Here is a 14,348-nt window from a genome sequence, read left to right on the forward strand (position 1 = left end):
GGGGGGGAGATCGACGCACTGACCGCGTGGCGACCGGTCACCGGGCCCGACATCGTCGAGGGCCCGACGGTGTTCTCGACCGGGCGGGTGCTCGCGGTCTGGTCCGGGCACCCTCTGTCGCACAGGGAATCCGTGTCGCTCGAGGACCTCGGTGACGAGGTGTTCGTCGATCCCGGACCGCTCGACGGCCGCTGGATCGATGCGATGCTCCCGCCTCGTACGCCGAGTGGGCGCCCGCTGCCGCGGCGGGGTCCTCGCGCCACGACATTCCACGAGCTGCTCACCCTGATCGGGGAGCGTCGCTGCGTGTGCATGGCCGGCTCCCAGGCCGCGTACTACGCGGCGATGCCGGGAGTCGCCTTCGTCCCGGTCCGGGATGCGCCGCCGCTGGAGTGGGCGCTCGTGTGGCGCACCACCGCCGAGGGGCCGCTCGTGAACGCCTTCGCCGAGGTCTGCCGGGATGCCGCGGAAGGGGGGTTCGAGATCGTCACGACGGGCTGATCGAGGCGATCCGCGTCACTGGTCAGACGTCGATCCGGATGCGGCCCTCGCCGATGGTCCAGGGCGGATCGCCCGGCGCCGGAGCCGGGGCGGTGCGCTGGGTCTGTCGGTCGCGCTCCATGCCCGCCTCGTAGGCGGTGGGGGAGAAGACCGCGTCCATGCCTCCGGCGAAGCCTCCGCCGGTGTTCTCGTACTTCTGCTCGATCGGCTTCGTCGAGAGGATCCAGTGGAACGCCATCGCGACGACGACCGCGGGTGCGGCCACCCACACCACGACGATCGTCCAGCCGATCACGTCCTCCATGTCCTCAGGGTAGGGCGGACGCGCAGCCTGCGGCATCCCCCGTCAGGCGGACTTCTCCGCCTCGGCGACGGAGCGCACCGGCCAGGTGCCGTCGAGCGTCTCGTCGGGATCGAGGCGACCGATCTTCACGAAGTACTCGGTGAGGCTCGCGGCCTGGGCGCGCGCCCAGCTCACCTGCCGGGTGGGCAGCTCGCCGGCCGACGCGGGCAGATCGAACTCGCGCGCCAGCGCCTGGGCGACCCTGCCCGCGGCGATCGCATCGGCGGAGGCCTCGTGCGCGCCGTCGAGCGGGACGGCGTAGTGCGCGGCGACGACCTCGAGCGTGCGCTTGCCGGGACGATACCTGTCGTACGCCTTGTCTATCACGAGCGGGTCGATGACCGGACCGGGCTGCTCGAGCGGCTCGATGCCGTGACGACGCGCCTCGTGGGCGAGCAGGGAGAAGTCGTAGGAGGCGTTGTAGGCGACCACCGGCACTCCCTGGGCGAACAGCGACCGCAGCGCACGCGTGATCTGCTCGACCACCTCGGCCACGGGACGACCATGGGCACGGGCGTGCTCGGTGGTGATGCCGTGAACGGCAGTCGCGCCCTCGGGGATCGGGATGCCGGGATCGGCGAGCCACGTCCGGGCGGCGATCTCCCGCCCCCGAGCGTCGAGGACGCCGACGTGGGCCGTGACGATCCTGTCGGACTCGACGTCGACACCGGTGGTCTCGAGATCGAACACGCCGACTCGGGTCAGCCAGGTGGGGACGAGCTGTTCGGGTGCCATGGCTCCACGGTAGGGAAGGGCGCCGACATTCCCGGGACGGCATGCGGAGGACGAGCGATGTCGGCGGCCCGCCATAGACTCGAGGCATGTCCGCATCCCCTTACGCCGCGCGTCTGAGCAGCATCCCGGTCGAACGGCGCGAGGCGCACGTCGCGGGCGGGACGACCGCGTTCTGGGTCTACGGGCCCGCGGATGCCGCGACGACGATCATCGCCGTGCACGGCTTCCGCGGTGAGCACCACGGACTCGAGCCGGTCGTCGCGTTCCTGCCCGACGTGCGCGTGATCTCTCCCGACCTGCCGGGGTTCGGCGAGACGCCGCCGCTACCAGGCAGGGAGCACGACCTCGGGGCCTACGCCGGCTGGCTGACCGAGTTCGCATCCGCCGTCGCACCGGGCGCGGTGGTCCTGGGGCACTCCTTCGGTTCGATCGTCGCATCCGCCGCGGTCGCCGGAGGCCTCGAGACGCCACGGCTGATCCTGATCAACCCGATCGGTGCCCCCGCCCTCGCCGGCCCCAAGGGACTCATGACCCGGCTGGCCGTCATGTACTACGCACTCGGCGCCAGGCTGCCGGAGCGGATCGGCACCGCGCTGCTGCGCAACGGCCTGATCGTGCGCGTGATGAGCATCACGATGGCGAAGACCTCCGACGCGCAGCTCCGGCGCTTCATCCACGACCAGCACGACACGTACTTCTCCCGCTTCGCAGACCGTGATGTGCTGCACGACGCCTTCGTCACCAGCGTCTCCCACGACGTCCGCGCCTTCGCGCCGGTGATCGAGGTGCCCACCCTGCTGATCGCCGCGCAGCGCGACGACATCACCCCCATCGAGGACGAGCGGCGCCTGGCCACGATGTTCCCGGACGCCGAGCTCGTCGAGATCGCCGAGGTCGGCCATCTCATCCACTACGAGACGCCGGCCGAGGCCGCCGGAGCGATCCGCCGGTTCCTCAGGATCCCCGCGAAGGCGCGAGCCTGATCAGGCCTCTCGCCGGGCGAGGCCGATGAGTCCAGCTGCCCGGAACGGGATGACCTCACCCATCGCGAGCGACGTCTCCGTGCGCTCCACGCCCTCGATCGACAGGATGCGAGCATCCGTGTCGAACAGATGACGCGCGTCGCGGCATGCCACGCGGGCCAGCAGATCGATCGATCCGCTCAGGCCGTGCGCCTGCACGACTTCCGGGATCCTGGCGAGCTCCGCGGTGATGCGCGGCAGCTCGGTCTGGCGCACGCCGATGCTGATGAAGGCCTGGAGCGGGAAGCCCAGAACCTCGGTCGAGAAGGACCGTTCGTACGACTGGAAGACACCGGATTCGTCGAGTCGAGCCATCCGAGCCTGGATCGTGTTGCGCGAAAGGCTGAGCTTCTCGGCGAGCGCGACGATGGTCACGCGGGGGTCCTCCGAGAGGGCGGAGAGCAGATCGAGGTCGATTCGGTCGAGTCCGGGCATAGTGTCACACGATAGCAGGGATCGGCTGGTGCTCATTGGGCAACATGCTCAGGCGCGACCAAAATGCTTGAGCGACGTGTGAATCAGACGTACCCTTCAGGAAGAGGCCGACACCGCCGTCGTGCCCCGTGAACGCCCCACAAGGGCACCCACGTCAGGAGGACACCGATGTCATCGCACACCACGCCACTCGTCGAATCAGATCTCGATCTCGCCGAGCGCATCCTCGCTCCGGACGGCACACGCGTGCCGAATCCGCAGCTCGACCCCTACGTCGCCGACGTGGACGCCGCGCAGCTGCGCGCGCTGTACCGCGACATGATCGTGCTCCGCCGCGTCGACTCCGAGGGCGTCGCCCTGCAGCGCCAAGGTCAGCTGGGCCTGTGGGCGCCCTGCCAGGGGCAGGAAGCCGCGCAGATCGGCACCGCCCGCGCTCTCGCTCCGCAGGACTTCGTCTTCCCCAGTTACCGCGAGCACGGCGTGCTGCTCGCCCGCGGCGCCCAGCCCGGCGACTACGTGCGCATGTGGCGCGGCGAGGAGGGAGCGGCCTTCGACCCCGCCGCCCTGAACGTCGCTCCGCTGCAGATCATCATCGGGGCGCAGACCCTGCACGCCGTGGGCTACGCGCTCGGCATCCAGCACGACGGCACCGACGAGGTCGCCATCACGTACTTCGGCGACGGCGCCACCAGCCAGGGCGATGTGAACGAGGCGATGGTGTTCGCGTCGTCCTACCGCGTGCCGGTCGTCTTCGTCTGCCAGAACAACCACTGGGCGATCTCCGAGCCGGTGGGACTGCAGTCGCAGTTCCCGCTCGCCGGTCGTGCGCCGGGCTTCGGCATCCCGAGCATGCGAGTGGACGGCAACGACGTGCTCGCCTGCATGGCGGCGATGCGCTGGGCGCTCGAACACGCCCGTTCCGGGAAGGGACCGGCCTACATCGAGACGGTGACCTACCGGATGGGGCCGCACACGACCGCCGACGATCCGAAGCGCTACCGAGACGACGCCGAGCTGGAGAGCTGGCGCCGACGCGACCCGATCGCACGGGTCGAGGCGTATCTGCGAGCGAACGGCGGCCTCGATGACGAGCAGGCGGCAGAGGCCCAGGCCGACGCCGACGCGCTCGCCCGCGACATGCGGGCTGCCTGCCTCGGCATGGTGACCCGCCCTGCGCTGGCCGTGTTCGACGGCGTGTACGCCGAGCCGCACACGGGGCTCCAGCGCGAGCGCGACGAGTACGCCGCCTACCTCGCGACCTTCGAAGGAGCCTGAGATGACGGAGATCACTCTGGGTAAGGCTCTGAACGCCGGCCTGCGTCAGGCGATGAAGGACGATGAGAAGGTCGTGCTCCTCGGCGAGGACATCGGCACCCTCGGCGGTGTGTTCCGCATCACCGACGGACTCAAGAACGAGTTCGGCGCGAAGCGCGTGATCGACACCCCGCTCGCCGAGTCCGGCATCATCGGCACGGCGGTCGGGCTCGCGTTCCGCGGATACCGCCCGGTCGTCGAGATCCAGTTCGACGGCTTCGTGTACCCCGGCTTCGACCAGATCGTGTCGCAGGTCGCCAAGCTGCACTACCGCACCCAGGGCAGGGTGAAGATGCCGATCACGATCCGCATCCCGTGGGCGGGCGGCATCGGCGCGGCCGAGCACCACTCCGAATCGCCCGAGGCGTACTTCGTGCACACTGCAGGACTGCGCGTCGTCGCCGTGTCGAACCCGCAGGACGCGTACCGCTGCCTGCAGCAGGCCATCGCGAGCGATGACCCCGTCATCTTCTTCGAGCCCAAGCGCCTCTACCACCACAAGGGCGAGGTCGACCTGGAGGCGCCGCTCGCCGACGCTCCGCCGATGGGCCTGGCGAAGGTTGTCCGCCCGGGCACGGATGCCACGATCATCACCTACGGCGCGATGGTGCAGACCGCCCTGGATGCCGCCGAGGCGGCGTCCGATGAGGGGACCTCGCTCGAGGTCATCGACCTGCGCTCGCTCTCGCCGATCGACTACGACACGGTGGATGCCGCGGTGCGGCGCACCGGTCGCGTGGTCGTCGCGCATGAGGCGTCCCGCGAGGCGGGTCTCGCCGCCGAGGTGATCGCGAGCATCACCGAGCACTGCTTCGAGTACCTGGAGTCCGCCCCGGTGCGGGTCACCGGTCACGACATCCCCTACCCGCCCGCCAAACTCGAGAAGTTCCATCTGCCTGATCTGGATCGCATCCTGGACGCGGTCGACCGGGTGCTGGATCGCCCGAACAGCTTGACCGGTGCGTCGATGGAGGAGCAGGCATGATCGCGGAGTTCCGTCTTCCCGACCTGGGTGAGGGCCTCACCGAGGCCGAGGTCGTTCAGTGGCTGGTGCAGCCCGGCGACAGCGTGACCCTGAACCAGACACTGGCCGAGGTCGAGACGGCGAAAGCCGTGGTCGAGCTGCCATCCCCCTACGAGGGCACCGTGTCGTCGCTGCACGCCGACGCCGGCGAGACGATCGCCGTCGGCGCGCCGCTGATCGCCTTCGAGGTCGAGGGAGCGGCGGATGCCGCGCCCGAGGCTCCGGCGGAGGAGAAGGCGCAGCCGAACCTGGTCGGATACGGGGCGGCGCCCGCGGCATCCGGTCGTCCTGCGCGCCGCACGCGTCGTTCCGGCGGCGTCCCCGCGGCGTCGGCGGACGCGGCGGTGATCGAGGCGGCACCGCACGACGTGCTGCCCGAGGCGCCAGCCGAACCTGTGGTGGGGGAGCGCCCGCGCTCGACGCCGCCCGTCCGCGCCCACGCGAAGCGACTCGGCGTCGATCTGACACTGGTCGCTGCGGAGGTCGGTGACCGCGTGATCACGCGCGCAGACGTGGACGCCTACGCCGAGCGCGTCGGCGCAGCGCCGGCGGCATCCGCACAGGTGGCCGTCGCATCCGCGCCGACGGTGCCTGCGGACGGCACGCGCGAGACCCGCATCCCGATCCGCGGCGTGCGCAAGCACACCGCTGCGGCGATGGTCCAGAGCGCGTTCACCGCTCCGCACGTGACCTGCTTCCACACCGTCGACGTCACGGCGACGATGGAGCTGATCGCCGAGCTGAAGGCCGATCGAAGCCTGTCGGAGCACAGGATCGGTCCGCTGGTGCTGATCGCCAAGGCCGTGTGCCTGGCCCTGCAGCGCAACCCCTCGCTGAACGCGCACTGGGACGAGGAGGCCGGCGAGATCGTGCAGTACCACTACGTCGATCTCGGCATCGCCGCGGCCACGGAGCGCGGGCTGATCGTGCCGAACATCCGCGATGCGGACCGCCTCGGCCTCACGGGCATCGCCGATGCGCTGCAGGCGCTGACCGCGACCGCGCGCTCGGGCAAGACCAGCCCGGCCGAGCTCGCCGGGGGCACGTTCTCGATCACCAACATCGGCGTGTTCGGCATCGACGCGGGAACCCCGATCCTGCCGCCGGGGCAGTCCGGGATCCTGGCTGTCGGTGCGGTGCGTCGCCAGCCCTGGGAGCACGAGGGTGAGATCGCACTGCGTCAGGTGATGACGCTGAGCGTGTCGTTCGACCACCGCCTGGTGGACGGCGCTGAGGGGGCGAAGTTCCTCAAGGACGTCGCCGACATCCTCGAGCAGCCCGGCCGCGCGATGCTCTACTGATCGACGGTGCTGTCGGCGAGAAGCGCGGAGAGCGCCATCGCCGACAGCACCCGTGCTGTCTCGGCCTGCGCACGTGCGGATGAGCGGGTCGAGTGCGGTGTGGAGTTGATCAGGCCGAAGCAGGCCTGCACGCGCAGGCGCTGATCCTCGGATCCGCCCTCTCGCAGATCGGACAGGGCGTCGATCCAGAGGTCGATGTACGTGCGCTGCAGGCGGCGGACCTCGGCGCGGTCGGCGTCCGAGAGATGGGCGAGGTCGCGGTCCTGCACGCGGATGACGTCAGCCTTGCCCAGGGCGAACTCGACATGGAAGCCGATCAGCGCGCGCATCCGGTGCGGGGCATCCGTCGCCTCTTCTGCGACGCGGGTGCCGCCCGCGACGAGGTCGGCGCTCACCTGTGTGAGCACGGCGCCGAGGAGCGCCTGCTTTCCGGGGAAGTGGCGGTACACAGCCGGGCCGGAGACGCCGACGGCGGCACCGATGTCCTCCAGGCTCACCCCCGAGTATCCGCGCTCGGCGAACAGCCGCGCGGCAGCCTCGAGGAGCGCGTCGGTGCGCTCCGCCTTGGCGCGGTCACGCGCCGTACTCGTGCTCGTCATTGAAGCAGATCCTCGCAGTTCGGGTTAGTGAACACTAACCGAAATCGCGAGGCGGTCGCGAGAATGTGACGGAGCCGTGATGCTCAGGCGGGCACGGGATCCAGCAGACGGAGGCTGCCCGGCTCGGCGACGAAGCGGTGCACCGAGCCGTTTCCGAGCACGTCCCCCTCGCGCGGAAGCGTGCCGCCGGAGGCGTGCAGGAGCAGTGCCCGGATGACGCCGCCGTGGCTGACCACGACGATCGACTCGGCGCGCGGACTGCTGCGGCGCCGCGCGTCCCGCACGATCCCCTCGAGCTCGTCGAGCGCGCGTTCGCACACCTCGTCCATGGTCTCGGCGCCGGGGACGCCGGCGTGCCAGTCGCCGTACTCCGCGATGTAGTCGGCGACGAGCATCCCCTCGCCGACGCCGAACTCGCGCTCGCGCACGCCGCGCACCGTCTGCGGCTCTGGGAGACCGAGCTCGCCTGCGATGATCCGCGCGGTCTCGTGGGCGCGCACCAGGGGGCTGCTGTAGATCAGGTCGTGCGTCGTGCCCGCGAGGATCGCCGCCGCGGCCAAGGCGTCCGCGCGTCCGGTGGCGTTCAGCGGGATGTCGGTGCTGCCCTGGATGCGGCGCTCCAGGTTCCAATCGGTCTGGCCGTGTCGTACGAGGGTGAGAAGGGTCACCCACCGACCCTAGCGGCGAGACCTGAGAGGACCTCACTGGTGCCGCCGCGCACGACGACATCGGCCCAGGCATCCGCCCTGGTGGGTTCACGGTTCACCAGGACGATCGGGATGCCGCGCCGGCGGGCGCGCTCGATCACGCGCACGCCGGAGTTCACCGTCAGCGACGTTCCCGCCACCAGAAGTGCGTCGGAGGCGCGCACCAGCGACTCGGAGATGCGGAATCGATCCGCGGGCACGTATTCGCCGAAGAAGACGACGTCGGGCTTGAGCATCCCGCCGCACACGGTGCACGGGGGGACGATGAATCCGTCGGTGCTCTCCGGTGCGACGTCGCCGTCGGGATTCATCACGATGTTCTCCGGGACGGTGATCCACGGGTTGAGCTCTTCGAGACGCGCCCCGATGTCCCTCCGGTCGAAGATCTGACGGCAGTCGAGGCACAGCACGCGGCGCATCGTGCCGTGGATCTCGACCACGCGCGTGCTGCCGGCGCCGAGGTGCAGTCCGTCGACGTTCTGCGTCACGACGCCGCTGACGGCGCCGCGGCGCTCCATGACAGCGAGCGCGCGATGCCCGGCGTTCGGCTGCACCGAGGTGAACGTGCGCCAGCCGAGGTGGCCGCCCACCCAGTACCGGCGTCTGGCCGCCTCGTCGCCGAGATAGGTCTGGATCGTCATCGGATTCGCCCGAGTGCGCGAGCCTGCGCCGCGATAGGCGGGGATGCCCGAGTCGGTGGAGATCCCGGCACCGGTGAGCACGGCCGTGCGGCGGCTCTCCAGAACTGCTGCGGCCTCGTCGATCTGATCCTCGAGCTCTGCCGTCGTGTCCACCCCGCGAGTCTAGGGTTCCGTCTCGTCGGCGGGAAGATGGGAGCATGCATCTCGTTGCCATCGACGACCCGGATGACCCGCGCCTCGACGACTACCGTTCGCTCACCGATGTCGCACTGCGGCGCGCGCAGGAGACCGAGCGCGGGCTGTACATGGCGGAGTCGCCGAAGGTGATCGAGCGGGCGCTGGCGGCCGGTCACCGGCCGCGATCGGTTCTGGTGCAGCAGAAATGGGTCGAGCAGGTGCGCGGGGTGGTTCCTGAGGGGACCACGGTCTACGTCGTCCCGGATGCCGTCTCGGAGGCGCTGACGGGGTTCGCCGTGCACCGGGGTGCATTGGCTGCGATGCACCGGCCGGAGCTGCCGACGGTGACCGATCTGGTGGGCGGACTGCCGGTGCGTTCGCGGGTGGCGGTGCTGGAAGGGCTCACCGATCACGCGAACGTCGGGGCGCTGTTCCGCTCGGCGGCTGCTCTGGGCGTCGGCGCCGTGCTGGTGTCGCCGTCGTGCGCCGACCCGCTCTACCGCAGGTCGGTGCGCGTGTCGATGGGCACGGTGTTCCAGGTTCCTTGGACGCGGATCGAGAACTGGGGTGCGGGAATCGGCGACCTGAAGGATGCCGGTTTCGTCATCGCCGGGATGACGCTGGGGGCGGGTGCTGTGCCGCTCGACGACCTGGTCGCCGAGAATCCCGCGCGGCTCGCGCTCGCGTTCGGCAACGAGGGGGACGGGCTGACCACCGCAACGGACGCCATGCTCGATCGGCGCGTGATCATCCCGATGACACGCGGAGTCGATTCGCTGAACGTGGCCGCGGCGTCCGCCGTCGCGTTCTACGCGACGAGGTGATGGGTCCTACGCCGGATCGGCGGCTCCCGCATCGCGTGCCTTCTGCCTCGGCGAAGGGAGCTGCCCTGCCAGCATGGCGGTGAGTGCTATGGCGAAGCCGAGCAGCTGGAGCCGGCTGAGGGCTTCCCCGGCGATGAGAGCACCCAGGGTTGCCGCGACGAGCGGGGAGAGCAGCCCGAGCAGTGCGGTCGCCGTGACGGGAAGGCGACGGATGCCGGAGAACCAGATCGTGTACGTCAGAAGCGTCCCGACCAGGCCGAGCCAGGCGTATCCGAGCCAGGCCGCGCCGTCGATGTCGGTGGGCACGCCGTCGATGAGCAGCGCGGGCAGCAGGAGCACCAGGCCACCGGCGGTGAGCTGCCATCCCGCCAGGCCGACGGGGGAGACTCCTTCTGGGCGGCCCCACTTCTTCGTGAGCACGACGCCGGTGCCCATCGAGACGGCGCCGGCGAGGCCTGCGACGATGCCGAGGGGTGACATCGCTGCGTCCGGCCCCAGCACGACGAGCGCGACTCCGATCATGCCGAGCAGGCCCCAGCCGACCCTCCAGCGGGAAAGTCTCTCGTGCAGGATCGCCACGGCGAGGAGGGCGATCACGATCGGCTGGGCTGCACCGAGGGTGGCGGCCACGCCGCCGGGCAGCTGCTGGGCCGCGAGGAAGAGCAGCGGGAAGAAGGCGCCCATGTTGAGGGTGCCGAGGATCAGGCTCTTCCACCACCATGATCCGTGTGGCAGCTGCCGGGCGATCAGCAGAGCGATGAGTCCGGCGGGGAGCGCACGCATCGTGGCTGCGAAGAGGGGGTGCCCTGCAGGGAGCAGGTGCGTGGTGACGATGTAGGTCGTGCCCCACACAGCCGGGGCCAGCGCGGTCAGCGCCGTCCAGCCCATCCGGTTCGCGGTGCCGGCCCGAGCGCCTGGCGGCGCTGGCGGGCTTGTCGTCGTGGTCATGCTTCCATCGTCGACGCGGATCAAGGATGAGTCCAACGCATTGTTGTCATGGCATCCATGAACTGAGATCATCAAGCGATGGAGCTCCAGCAGATGCGTTACGTGGTCGCGGTGGCGCAGGAGCGCAGCTTCACGCGGGCGGCCGAGCGATGCCATGTCGTGCAGTCCGCGCTCAGCCATCAGGTCAAGGCTCTGGAGCGCGAACTGGGCGTCACGTTGTTCGCGCGCAGCAGCCGTCGCGTCGAGCCCACAGCGGCCGGCGAAGCGTTCGTTGCTGCGGCCCGGGCCAGTCTCGATGCAGCCGACCGCGCGATCGCCGATGCCGCGGCCGCCTCCGGGCAGATCCAGGGAACGCTGAACGTCGGTGCGATCCCGACGGTCACCGCCATCGACCTCCCTTCCGCCCTCGCTGCCTTTCGCTCGCTCCACCCAGCCGTGCGCATCGGCGTGAGGACCGCTGGAAGCGACGAGTTCCTCACTGCGATCGCACAAGGCTCGTTGGACGTGGCGCTGCTCGGGCTCCCCGAAGAACGAGCGCAGCGCGGAATCGCCATGCGTACCCTGGCTCGCGAACGCCACGTCGCCGTCGTGGGCAGCGCCCATCCGTTGGCCGGACGGGCCGGGTGCCGCCTGAGCGATCTCGCTGACAGCACGTTCGTGGACTTCCCGCCCGGAACGCCGGGGCGGGCCCAGTCGGATGTCGCCTTCGAGCGCGCGGGGCTACGCCGGGAGGTCGCGTTCGAAGCGATGAACCTCGACCTGATTCTGGGCCTGGTCCGGAGCGGGCTCGCCGTCGCACTGCTTCCGCCGGGTCTCATTCCCGAAACGGGTGACCTGTGCACGATCCCGCTCGCGGACGGACCCACCCGGGTCCAGTGCCTGGCCTGGAGCGACTTCAACGCGACGCCGGCCGCGCGAGCCTTCGTCGAAGGACTCTGACGGTCTTGTCCCGTGTCGCGCGGAGCACATCTCCACCGCGACGCGTACGGACCGCCGGCTTCGGCGTGATTGCATTGGATGCGCCAACGACACTCGAAAGGCAGCACCGCATGACCGACCCGTTCCCGCACGTCGTCCGCCGAGGCGAGGGTGCCCCGCTCCTGTTCGTGCACGGCAACGGCGTCGACCACCGGCTACTCCTCGGGCTCGACCCGGTCTTCGCCGCATCCGGGCGATGGGAGCGGATCTACCTCGACCTCGCAGGCTTCGGCCGCACACGCGCATTGGAGGGGCGAGCCGGGCTGCCGGATCTGGCGGACTGGCTCGACGGTGTCGTCGACAGTCTGATCGGCTCCGCTCCGTTCGCGGTGGTGGGCAACTCGCTCGGCGGGCTCCTGGCCAGGGACATCGTCTCGCGCCGGCCGAAGCAGTGCCTGGGCATGGCGCTCCTCGCGCCGGCCGTAGACCCGGTCCGCGAACGCAGGAGGCTGCCCGAGCCGGAGGTGCTGTTCGAGGATCCCCGACTGCTGGCCTCGCTCGACCCGCGCGACGCTGCGGACTACGCGGAACTGGCGGTCCTGCAGACGCCGGACAACTGGGCGAGGTTCCGGGATGCTGCTCTGCCCGGCATACGCGCTGCCGACGAAGGTGCGATGGGTCGGCTCGGCGATCTCTACGAGCTGCCCGCATTCGCGGACGACTGGGAGTCGTTCGAGCGCCCGGTACTGATCGTGGCGGGAAAACAGGACGCCGTCGTCGGCCACGAGGACCAGCGGGGCGTGATGGGATCCGGCACCGCGATGGCCTGCCGTCGGCAAGTCGGGGCGGCGGGCGCACGCCCGCTGGGCGGGAGGGCGAGGTCAGTCGTCGAGAGCGCGATCCTCGAAGGCGGCGTCGACGTCCACCCGCAGTGAAGGTGGGCGCCGGTCGTCGCGGAGTGCGCGGCGCGCGGTGATCGCCCAGCCGAGAGGGATCGCAGCGCCGGATGCGAACCCGACGGCGACGCCACCCGAGGGAACGGAGAGGCAGGCTGTGGCGAACGCAGCACCGATTCCGAACGCGACACCCAGCGCGCAGTAAGCGAGCATGTGCGCGGCGAAACTGCTGACTCGCTGCAGAGCGCGCCCGACCCAGCGGAACGGCCAGGTGCCGAGTGCCATCACGACGAGACTGACCGGTGCGGCGAAGATCAGTGCGAAGCCCCCGATGGTGAGCCCCCACACGAACCCACCGAATGCGCTCTTCGGATCCGTGGACCACGGCACGAGGCTCGTCGCGAACATCAGCGGCAGCAGGATCAGGAACATCAGCCACGCCCACAGCGCCCCGCGCATGAACTCCTGCTCTGTGAACGCCATCGGCGCCTCAACGCTGCGCGGGCTCGCCGTCCTCATGGCGTGCTCACGCCCGCACCTCGGCGATCTGGTCGAGCAGATCCCGGGTGACGCCGCGGATGCCGGGCATCCGCAGGAACGGCAGCGCGACGGAGAACAGCCGCAGCGCGGTGTCCAGCAGGCGCCGCGTGCGACGGTGGTCGTCGCTGTCGTCGTAGGTCCAGCGCAGCACGAGGCCCAGGTACAGGACGAACAGCGCATCCGGCATCCGGCTCGCGACGTCTTCGGGGATGCGGTGATCGGCTCCGTCGATCGCGCGTCGGATCAGCTCTACCGTCAGATCGCGCGGCGACGACGACTCCCGCGACAGCGGGTTGATGGGGGAGTCCGGCGCGATCATCGCGCTGAGGAACCCGGGCGCCACCTTCCGGTACGGCTCCAGGTTCGCGAGGCCGGTCTCGAACACGACACGCAGCCGGTCGACGAGTCCGGTGACGCCCTCGAGCTGCGGCACCGCGACCCGCGCATGATCGCTCTGCACCTGCTCGTACAGCGCCTGCACCAGATGGGTCTTGGAGGGGAAGTAGTAGTACGCGTTCCCCACCGACACTCCTGCCTCGGCGGCGATGAGGCGGATCGTCGTGTCGGGGTAGCCGCGTTCGATGAACGACGCGATCGCCGCATCTCGGATCCTGCTGCGGGTCTGCTCCGCCTTCGGCGTGAGTTCGGAACTGAACATGTTCAAATAATACGCCCGGATGGGCCGGACGGCGAGTGCCGGCTCAGTTCAGCGCGTGCAACGCGGCTGCGGCCTCCGGCGCGCGGTCCGCCTGGCGCAGGGCCTCGGCCATCACATAGCCGTCGGTCAGGGCATCGCCGGTGATCATGACCCGAACGAGCTCGACGCCGCAGGCCTCCCGGATCTCCTCCGCGCATGCGGCCAGCACGCGCGTGTTGACCTCGTCGTTGTGCGGCAGGTCCTCGCCGTCGATCCGCCGCACGGCATCGCGCAGTGCGGCGCCGACCAGATTGGATGCCCGCTCCTTCACGTTCACCACGTCGAGCTCGAACACACGCAGATCGCGACCGGACGGGATCGGGCGCCATTCGAACGACGCATGCACCCGGTGCTGGTGTCCGCTCGCCCCGGTCAGCTCGCGCACCGGAAGGTCGGTCGCACGGCACCGCACGTCCACGAGCTTGTACCAGGCGAACACCGGGAAGGCTCCGTGCGTGCCCGGCCGCAGCACGACCACCTGACCGGGGGCTGCCGGATCGCCCTTCGGCCGGCGGATGATCGGCTTCCCGTTGCGCGTGCGGATCGCCGCCCAGCCCTCCTCGACGGTGACGATGAAGATCTTCAGCAGCGCGGGGACGACGAGCAGGATCGTCAGGATCATGGTGCCCGTCTTCAGCAGGTTCATGGTCCCTTTGGCGCTCATCATGGTCAGGAGCATGTCCATGGCACCACTGTGCCCCCTGGCGGAGGCCGCAGACGGCGAAA

General features: G+C 70.1%; 18 protein-coding genes. 8 read left to right on the top strand and 10 right to left on the bottom strand.

From position 1 onward, the window contains the following. Window positions 1-501: LysR substrate-binding domain-containing protein (locus DY023_RS09075; RefSeq protein WP_245958646.1), on the top strand; the 501-nt coding region annotated here is incomplete at its 5' end. Between the two features lie 22 nt (window positions 502-523). Here the strand turns inward: DY023_RS09075 and DY023_RS09080 are convergent. Continuing rightward, window positions 524-805 (bottom strand): hypothetical protein, encoded by a 282-nt coding sequence (locus DY023_RS09080; protein WP_116242025.1) that lies wholly within the window; start codon window positions 803-805, stop codon window positions 524-526. 42 nt (window positions 806-847) lie between these two features. Then, on the bottom strand, window positions 848-1,579 hold the full coding sequence (locus DY023_RS09085; protein ID WP_181905784.1) for a 3'-5' exonuclease: 732 nt from the start codon (window positions 1,577-1,579) through the stop codon (window positions 848-850). A gap of 86 nt (window positions 1,580-1,665) precedes the next feature. Between DY023_RS09085 and DY023_RS09090 the strand changes: the two genes are divergently transcribed. Next, entirely contained in the window at window positions 1,666-2,562 is an 897-nt protein-coding gene (locus tag DY023_RS09090) for an alpha/beta fold hydrolase (RefSeq protein WP_116242027.1), read from the top strand. Here the strand turns inward: DY023_RS09090 and DY023_RS09095 are convergent, their stop codons facing one another. Further along, a complete protein-coding gene (locus tag DY023_RS09095; RefSeq protein WP_116242028.1) occupies window positions 2,563-3,036 on the bottom strand; it encodes an Lrp/AsnC family transcriptional regulator in 474 nt (157 codons plus the stop codon). Window positions 3,037-3,204: 168 nt separating this feature from the next. Here DY023_RS09095 and pdhA point away from each other — a divergent pair, with 168 nt between their 5' ends. Genes pdhA through DY023_RS09110 form a run of 3 tightly spaced genes read left to right on the top strand, consistent with a single transcriptional unit; the run spans window position 3,205 to window position 6,675 of the window. After that, a complete protein-coding gene (gene pdhA / locus DY023_RS09100; protein WP_116242029.1) occupies window positions 3,205-4,311 on the top strand; it encodes a pyruvate dehydrogenase (acetyl-transferring) E1 component subunit alpha in 1,107 nt (368 codons plus the stop codon). A 1-nt stretch (window position 4,312) separates the two neighbouring features. Continuing rightward, entirely contained in the window at window positions 4,313-5,335 is a 1,023-nt protein-coding gene (locus DY023_RS09105; RefSeq protein ID WP_181905785.1) for an alpha-ketoacid dehydrogenase subunit beta, read from the top strand. Continuing rightward, window positions 5,332-6,675 (top strand): dihydrolipoamide acetyltransferase family protein, encoded by a 1,344-nt coding sequence (locus tag DY023_RS09110; RefSeq protein ID WP_116242030.1) that lies wholly within the window; start codon window positions 5,332-5,334, stop codon window positions 6,673-6,675. Before DY023_RS09105 ends, DY023_RS09110 begins: the two co-directional genes overlap by 4 nt. On the opposite strand, the gene DY023_RS09115 is transcribed toward DY023_RS09110, so the two are convergent. From DY023_RS09115 to DY023_RS09125, 3 genes are all read right to left on the bottom strand, one after another. Next, the gene (locus DY023_RS09115) at window positions 6,669-7,274 is read right to left on the bottom strand and encodes a TetR/AcrR family transcriptional regulator (protein WP_116242031.1); all 606 of its coding nucleotides are present in this window, start codon (window positions 7,272-7,274) and stop codon (window positions 6,669-6,671) included. The genes DY023_RS09110 and DY023_RS09115 overlap by 7 nt on opposite strands. Window positions 7,275-7,357: 83 nt before the next feature. After that, a complete protein-coding gene (locus DY023_RS09120; RefSeq protein ID WP_116242032.1) occupies window positions 7,358-7,942 on the bottom strand; it encodes a histidine phosphatase family protein in 585 nt (194 codons plus the stop codon). Next, entirely contained in the window at window positions 7,939-8,775 is an 837-nt protein-coding gene (locus tag DY023_RS09125; RefSeq protein WP_116242033.1) for a Sir2 family NAD-dependent protein deacetylase, read from the bottom strand. Before DY023_RS09125 ends, DY023_RS09120 begins: the two co-directional genes overlap by 4 nt. Window positions 8,776-8,819: 44 nt before the next feature. On the opposite strand from DY023_RS09125, the gene DY023_RS09130 reads away from it, so the two are divergent. Further along, a complete protein-coding gene (locus tag DY023_RS09130; protein WP_116242034.1) occupies window positions 8,820-9,623 on the top strand; it encodes a TrmH family RNA methyltransferase in 804 nt (267 codons plus the stop codon). Between the two features lie 6 nt (window positions 9,624-9,629). On the opposite strand, the gene DY023_RS09135 is transcribed toward DY023_RS09130, so the two are convergent. Then, the gene (locus DY023_RS09135) at window positions 9,630-10,571 is read right to left on the bottom strand and encodes an EamA family transporter (RefSeq protein WP_116242035.1); all 942 of its coding nucleotides are present in this window, start codon (window positions 10,569-10,571) and stop codon (window positions 9,630-9,632) included. 78 nt (window positions 10,572-10,649) lie between these two features. Here DY023_RS09135 and DY023_RS09140 point away from each other — a divergent pair, with 78 nt between their 5' ends. Both DY023_RS09140 and DY023_RS09145 read left to right on the top strand, forming a co-directional pair. Beyond that, window positions 10,650-11,510, top strand: coding sequence for a LysR family transcriptional regulator (locus DY023_RS09140; protein WP_116242036.1), 861 nt, complete (start codon window positions 10,650-10,652; stop codon window positions 11,508-11,510). Window positions 11,511-11,620: 110 nt separating this feature from the next. Then, window positions 11,621-12,424: an alpha/beta fold hydrolase gene (locus tag DY023_RS09145; RefSeq protein WP_116242037.1), complete on the top strand. Its 804-nt coding sequence runs from the start codon at window positions 11,621-11,623 to the stop codon at window positions 12,422-12,424. Here the strand turns inward: DY023_RS09145 and DY023_RS09150 are convergent. Genes DY023_RS09150 through DY023_RS09160 form a run of 3 tightly spaced genes read right to left on the bottom strand, consistent with a single transcriptional unit; the run spans window position 12,371 to window position 14,307 of the window. Then, complete coding sequence (locus DY023_RS09150; protein WP_116242038.1) at window positions 12,371-12,868, bottom strand: hypothetical protein; 498 nt, start codon at window positions 12,866-12,868, stop codon at window positions 12,371-12,373. The two genes, DY023_RS09145 and DY023_RS09150, sit on opposite strands and share 54 nt — an antisense overlap. A 43-nt stretch (window positions 12,869-12,911) precedes the next feature. Continuing rightward, window positions 12,912-13,583 carry a TetR/AcrR family transcriptional regulator gene (locus DY023_RS09155; RefSeq protein WP_116242039.1) on the bottom strand — a complete coding sequence of 224 codons (672 nt, stop codon included), beginning with the start codon at window positions 13,581-13,583 and terminating at the stop codon, window positions 12,912-12,914. A 43-nt stretch (window positions 13,584-13,626) separates the two neighbouring features. Then, window positions 13,627-14,307, bottom strand: coding sequence for an SPFH domain-containing protein (locus DY023_RS09160; protein ID WP_116242040.1), 681 nt, complete (start codon window positions 14,305-14,307; stop codon window positions 13,627-13,629). Window positions 14,308-14,348: the final 41 nt, after the last annotated feature.

Origin of the sequence: Microbacterium bovistercoris (assembly GCF_003387575.1) — a bacterium.
In the GTDB taxonomy this organism is placed as follows: domain Bacteria; phylum Actinomycetota; class Actinomycetes; order Actinomycetales; family Microbacteriaceae; genus Microbacterium; species Microbacterium bovistercoris.

Coding starts and splice junctions, on each gene's coding strand:
- DY023_RS09080 (WP_116242025.1), bottom strand. CDS start 805: ATGGAGGACGTGATCGGCTGGACGATCGTCGTGGTGTGGGTGGCCGCA.
- DY023_RS09085 (WP_181905784.1), bottom strand. CDS start 1,579: ATGGCACCCGAACAGCTCGTCCCCACCTGGCTGACCCGAGTCGGCGTG.
- DY023_RS09090 (WP_116242027.1), top strand. CDS start 1,666: ATGTCCGCATCCCCTTACGCCGCGCGTCTGAGCAGCATCCCGGTCGAA.
- DY023_RS09095 (WP_116242028.1), bottom strand. CDS start 3,036: ATGCCCGGACTCGACCGAATCGACCTCGATCTGCTCTCCGCCCTCTCG.
- pdhA (WP_116242029.1), top strand. CDS start 3,205: ATGTCATCGCACACCACGCCACTCGTCGAATCAGATCTCGATCTCGCC.
- DY023_RS09105 (WP_181905785.1), top strand. CDS start 4,313: ATGACGGAGATCACTCTGGGTAAGGCTCTGAACGCCGGCCTGCGTCAG.
- DY023_RS09110 (WP_116242030.1), top strand. CDS start 5,332: ATGATCGCGGAGTTCCGTCTTCCCGACCTGGGTGAGGGCCTCACCGAG.
- DY023_RS09115 (WP_116242031.1), bottom strand. CDS start 7,274: ATGACGAGCACGAGTACGGCGCGTGACCGCGCCAAGGCGGAGCGCACC.
- DY023_RS09130 (WP_116242034.1), top strand. CDS start 8,820: ATGCATCTCGTTGCCATCGACGACCCGGATGACCCGCGCCTCGACGAC.
- DY023_RS09135 (WP_116242035.1), bottom strand. CDS start 10,571: ATGACCACGACGACAAGCCCGCCAGCGCCGCCAGGCGCTCGGGCCGGC.
- DY023_RS09140 (WP_116242036.1), top strand. CDS start 10,650: ATGGAGCTCCAGCAGATGCGTTACGTGGTCGCGGTGGCGCAGGAGCGC.
- DY023_RS09145 (WP_116242037.1), top strand. CDS start 11,621: ATGACCGACCCGTTCCCGCACGTCGTCCGCCGAGGCGAGGGTGCCCCG.
- DY023_RS09150 (WP_116242038.1), bottom strand. CDS start 12,868: ATGGCGTTCACAGAGCAGGAGTTCATGCGCGGGGCGCTGTGGGCGTGG.
- DY023_RS09155 (WP_116242039.1), bottom strand. CDS start 13,583: ATGTTCAGTTCCGAACTCACGCCGAAGGCGGAGCAGACCCGCAGCAGG.
- DY023_RS09160 (WP_116242040.1), bottom strand. CDS start 14,307: ATGGACATGCTCCTGACCATGATGAGCGCCAAAGGGACCATGAACCTG.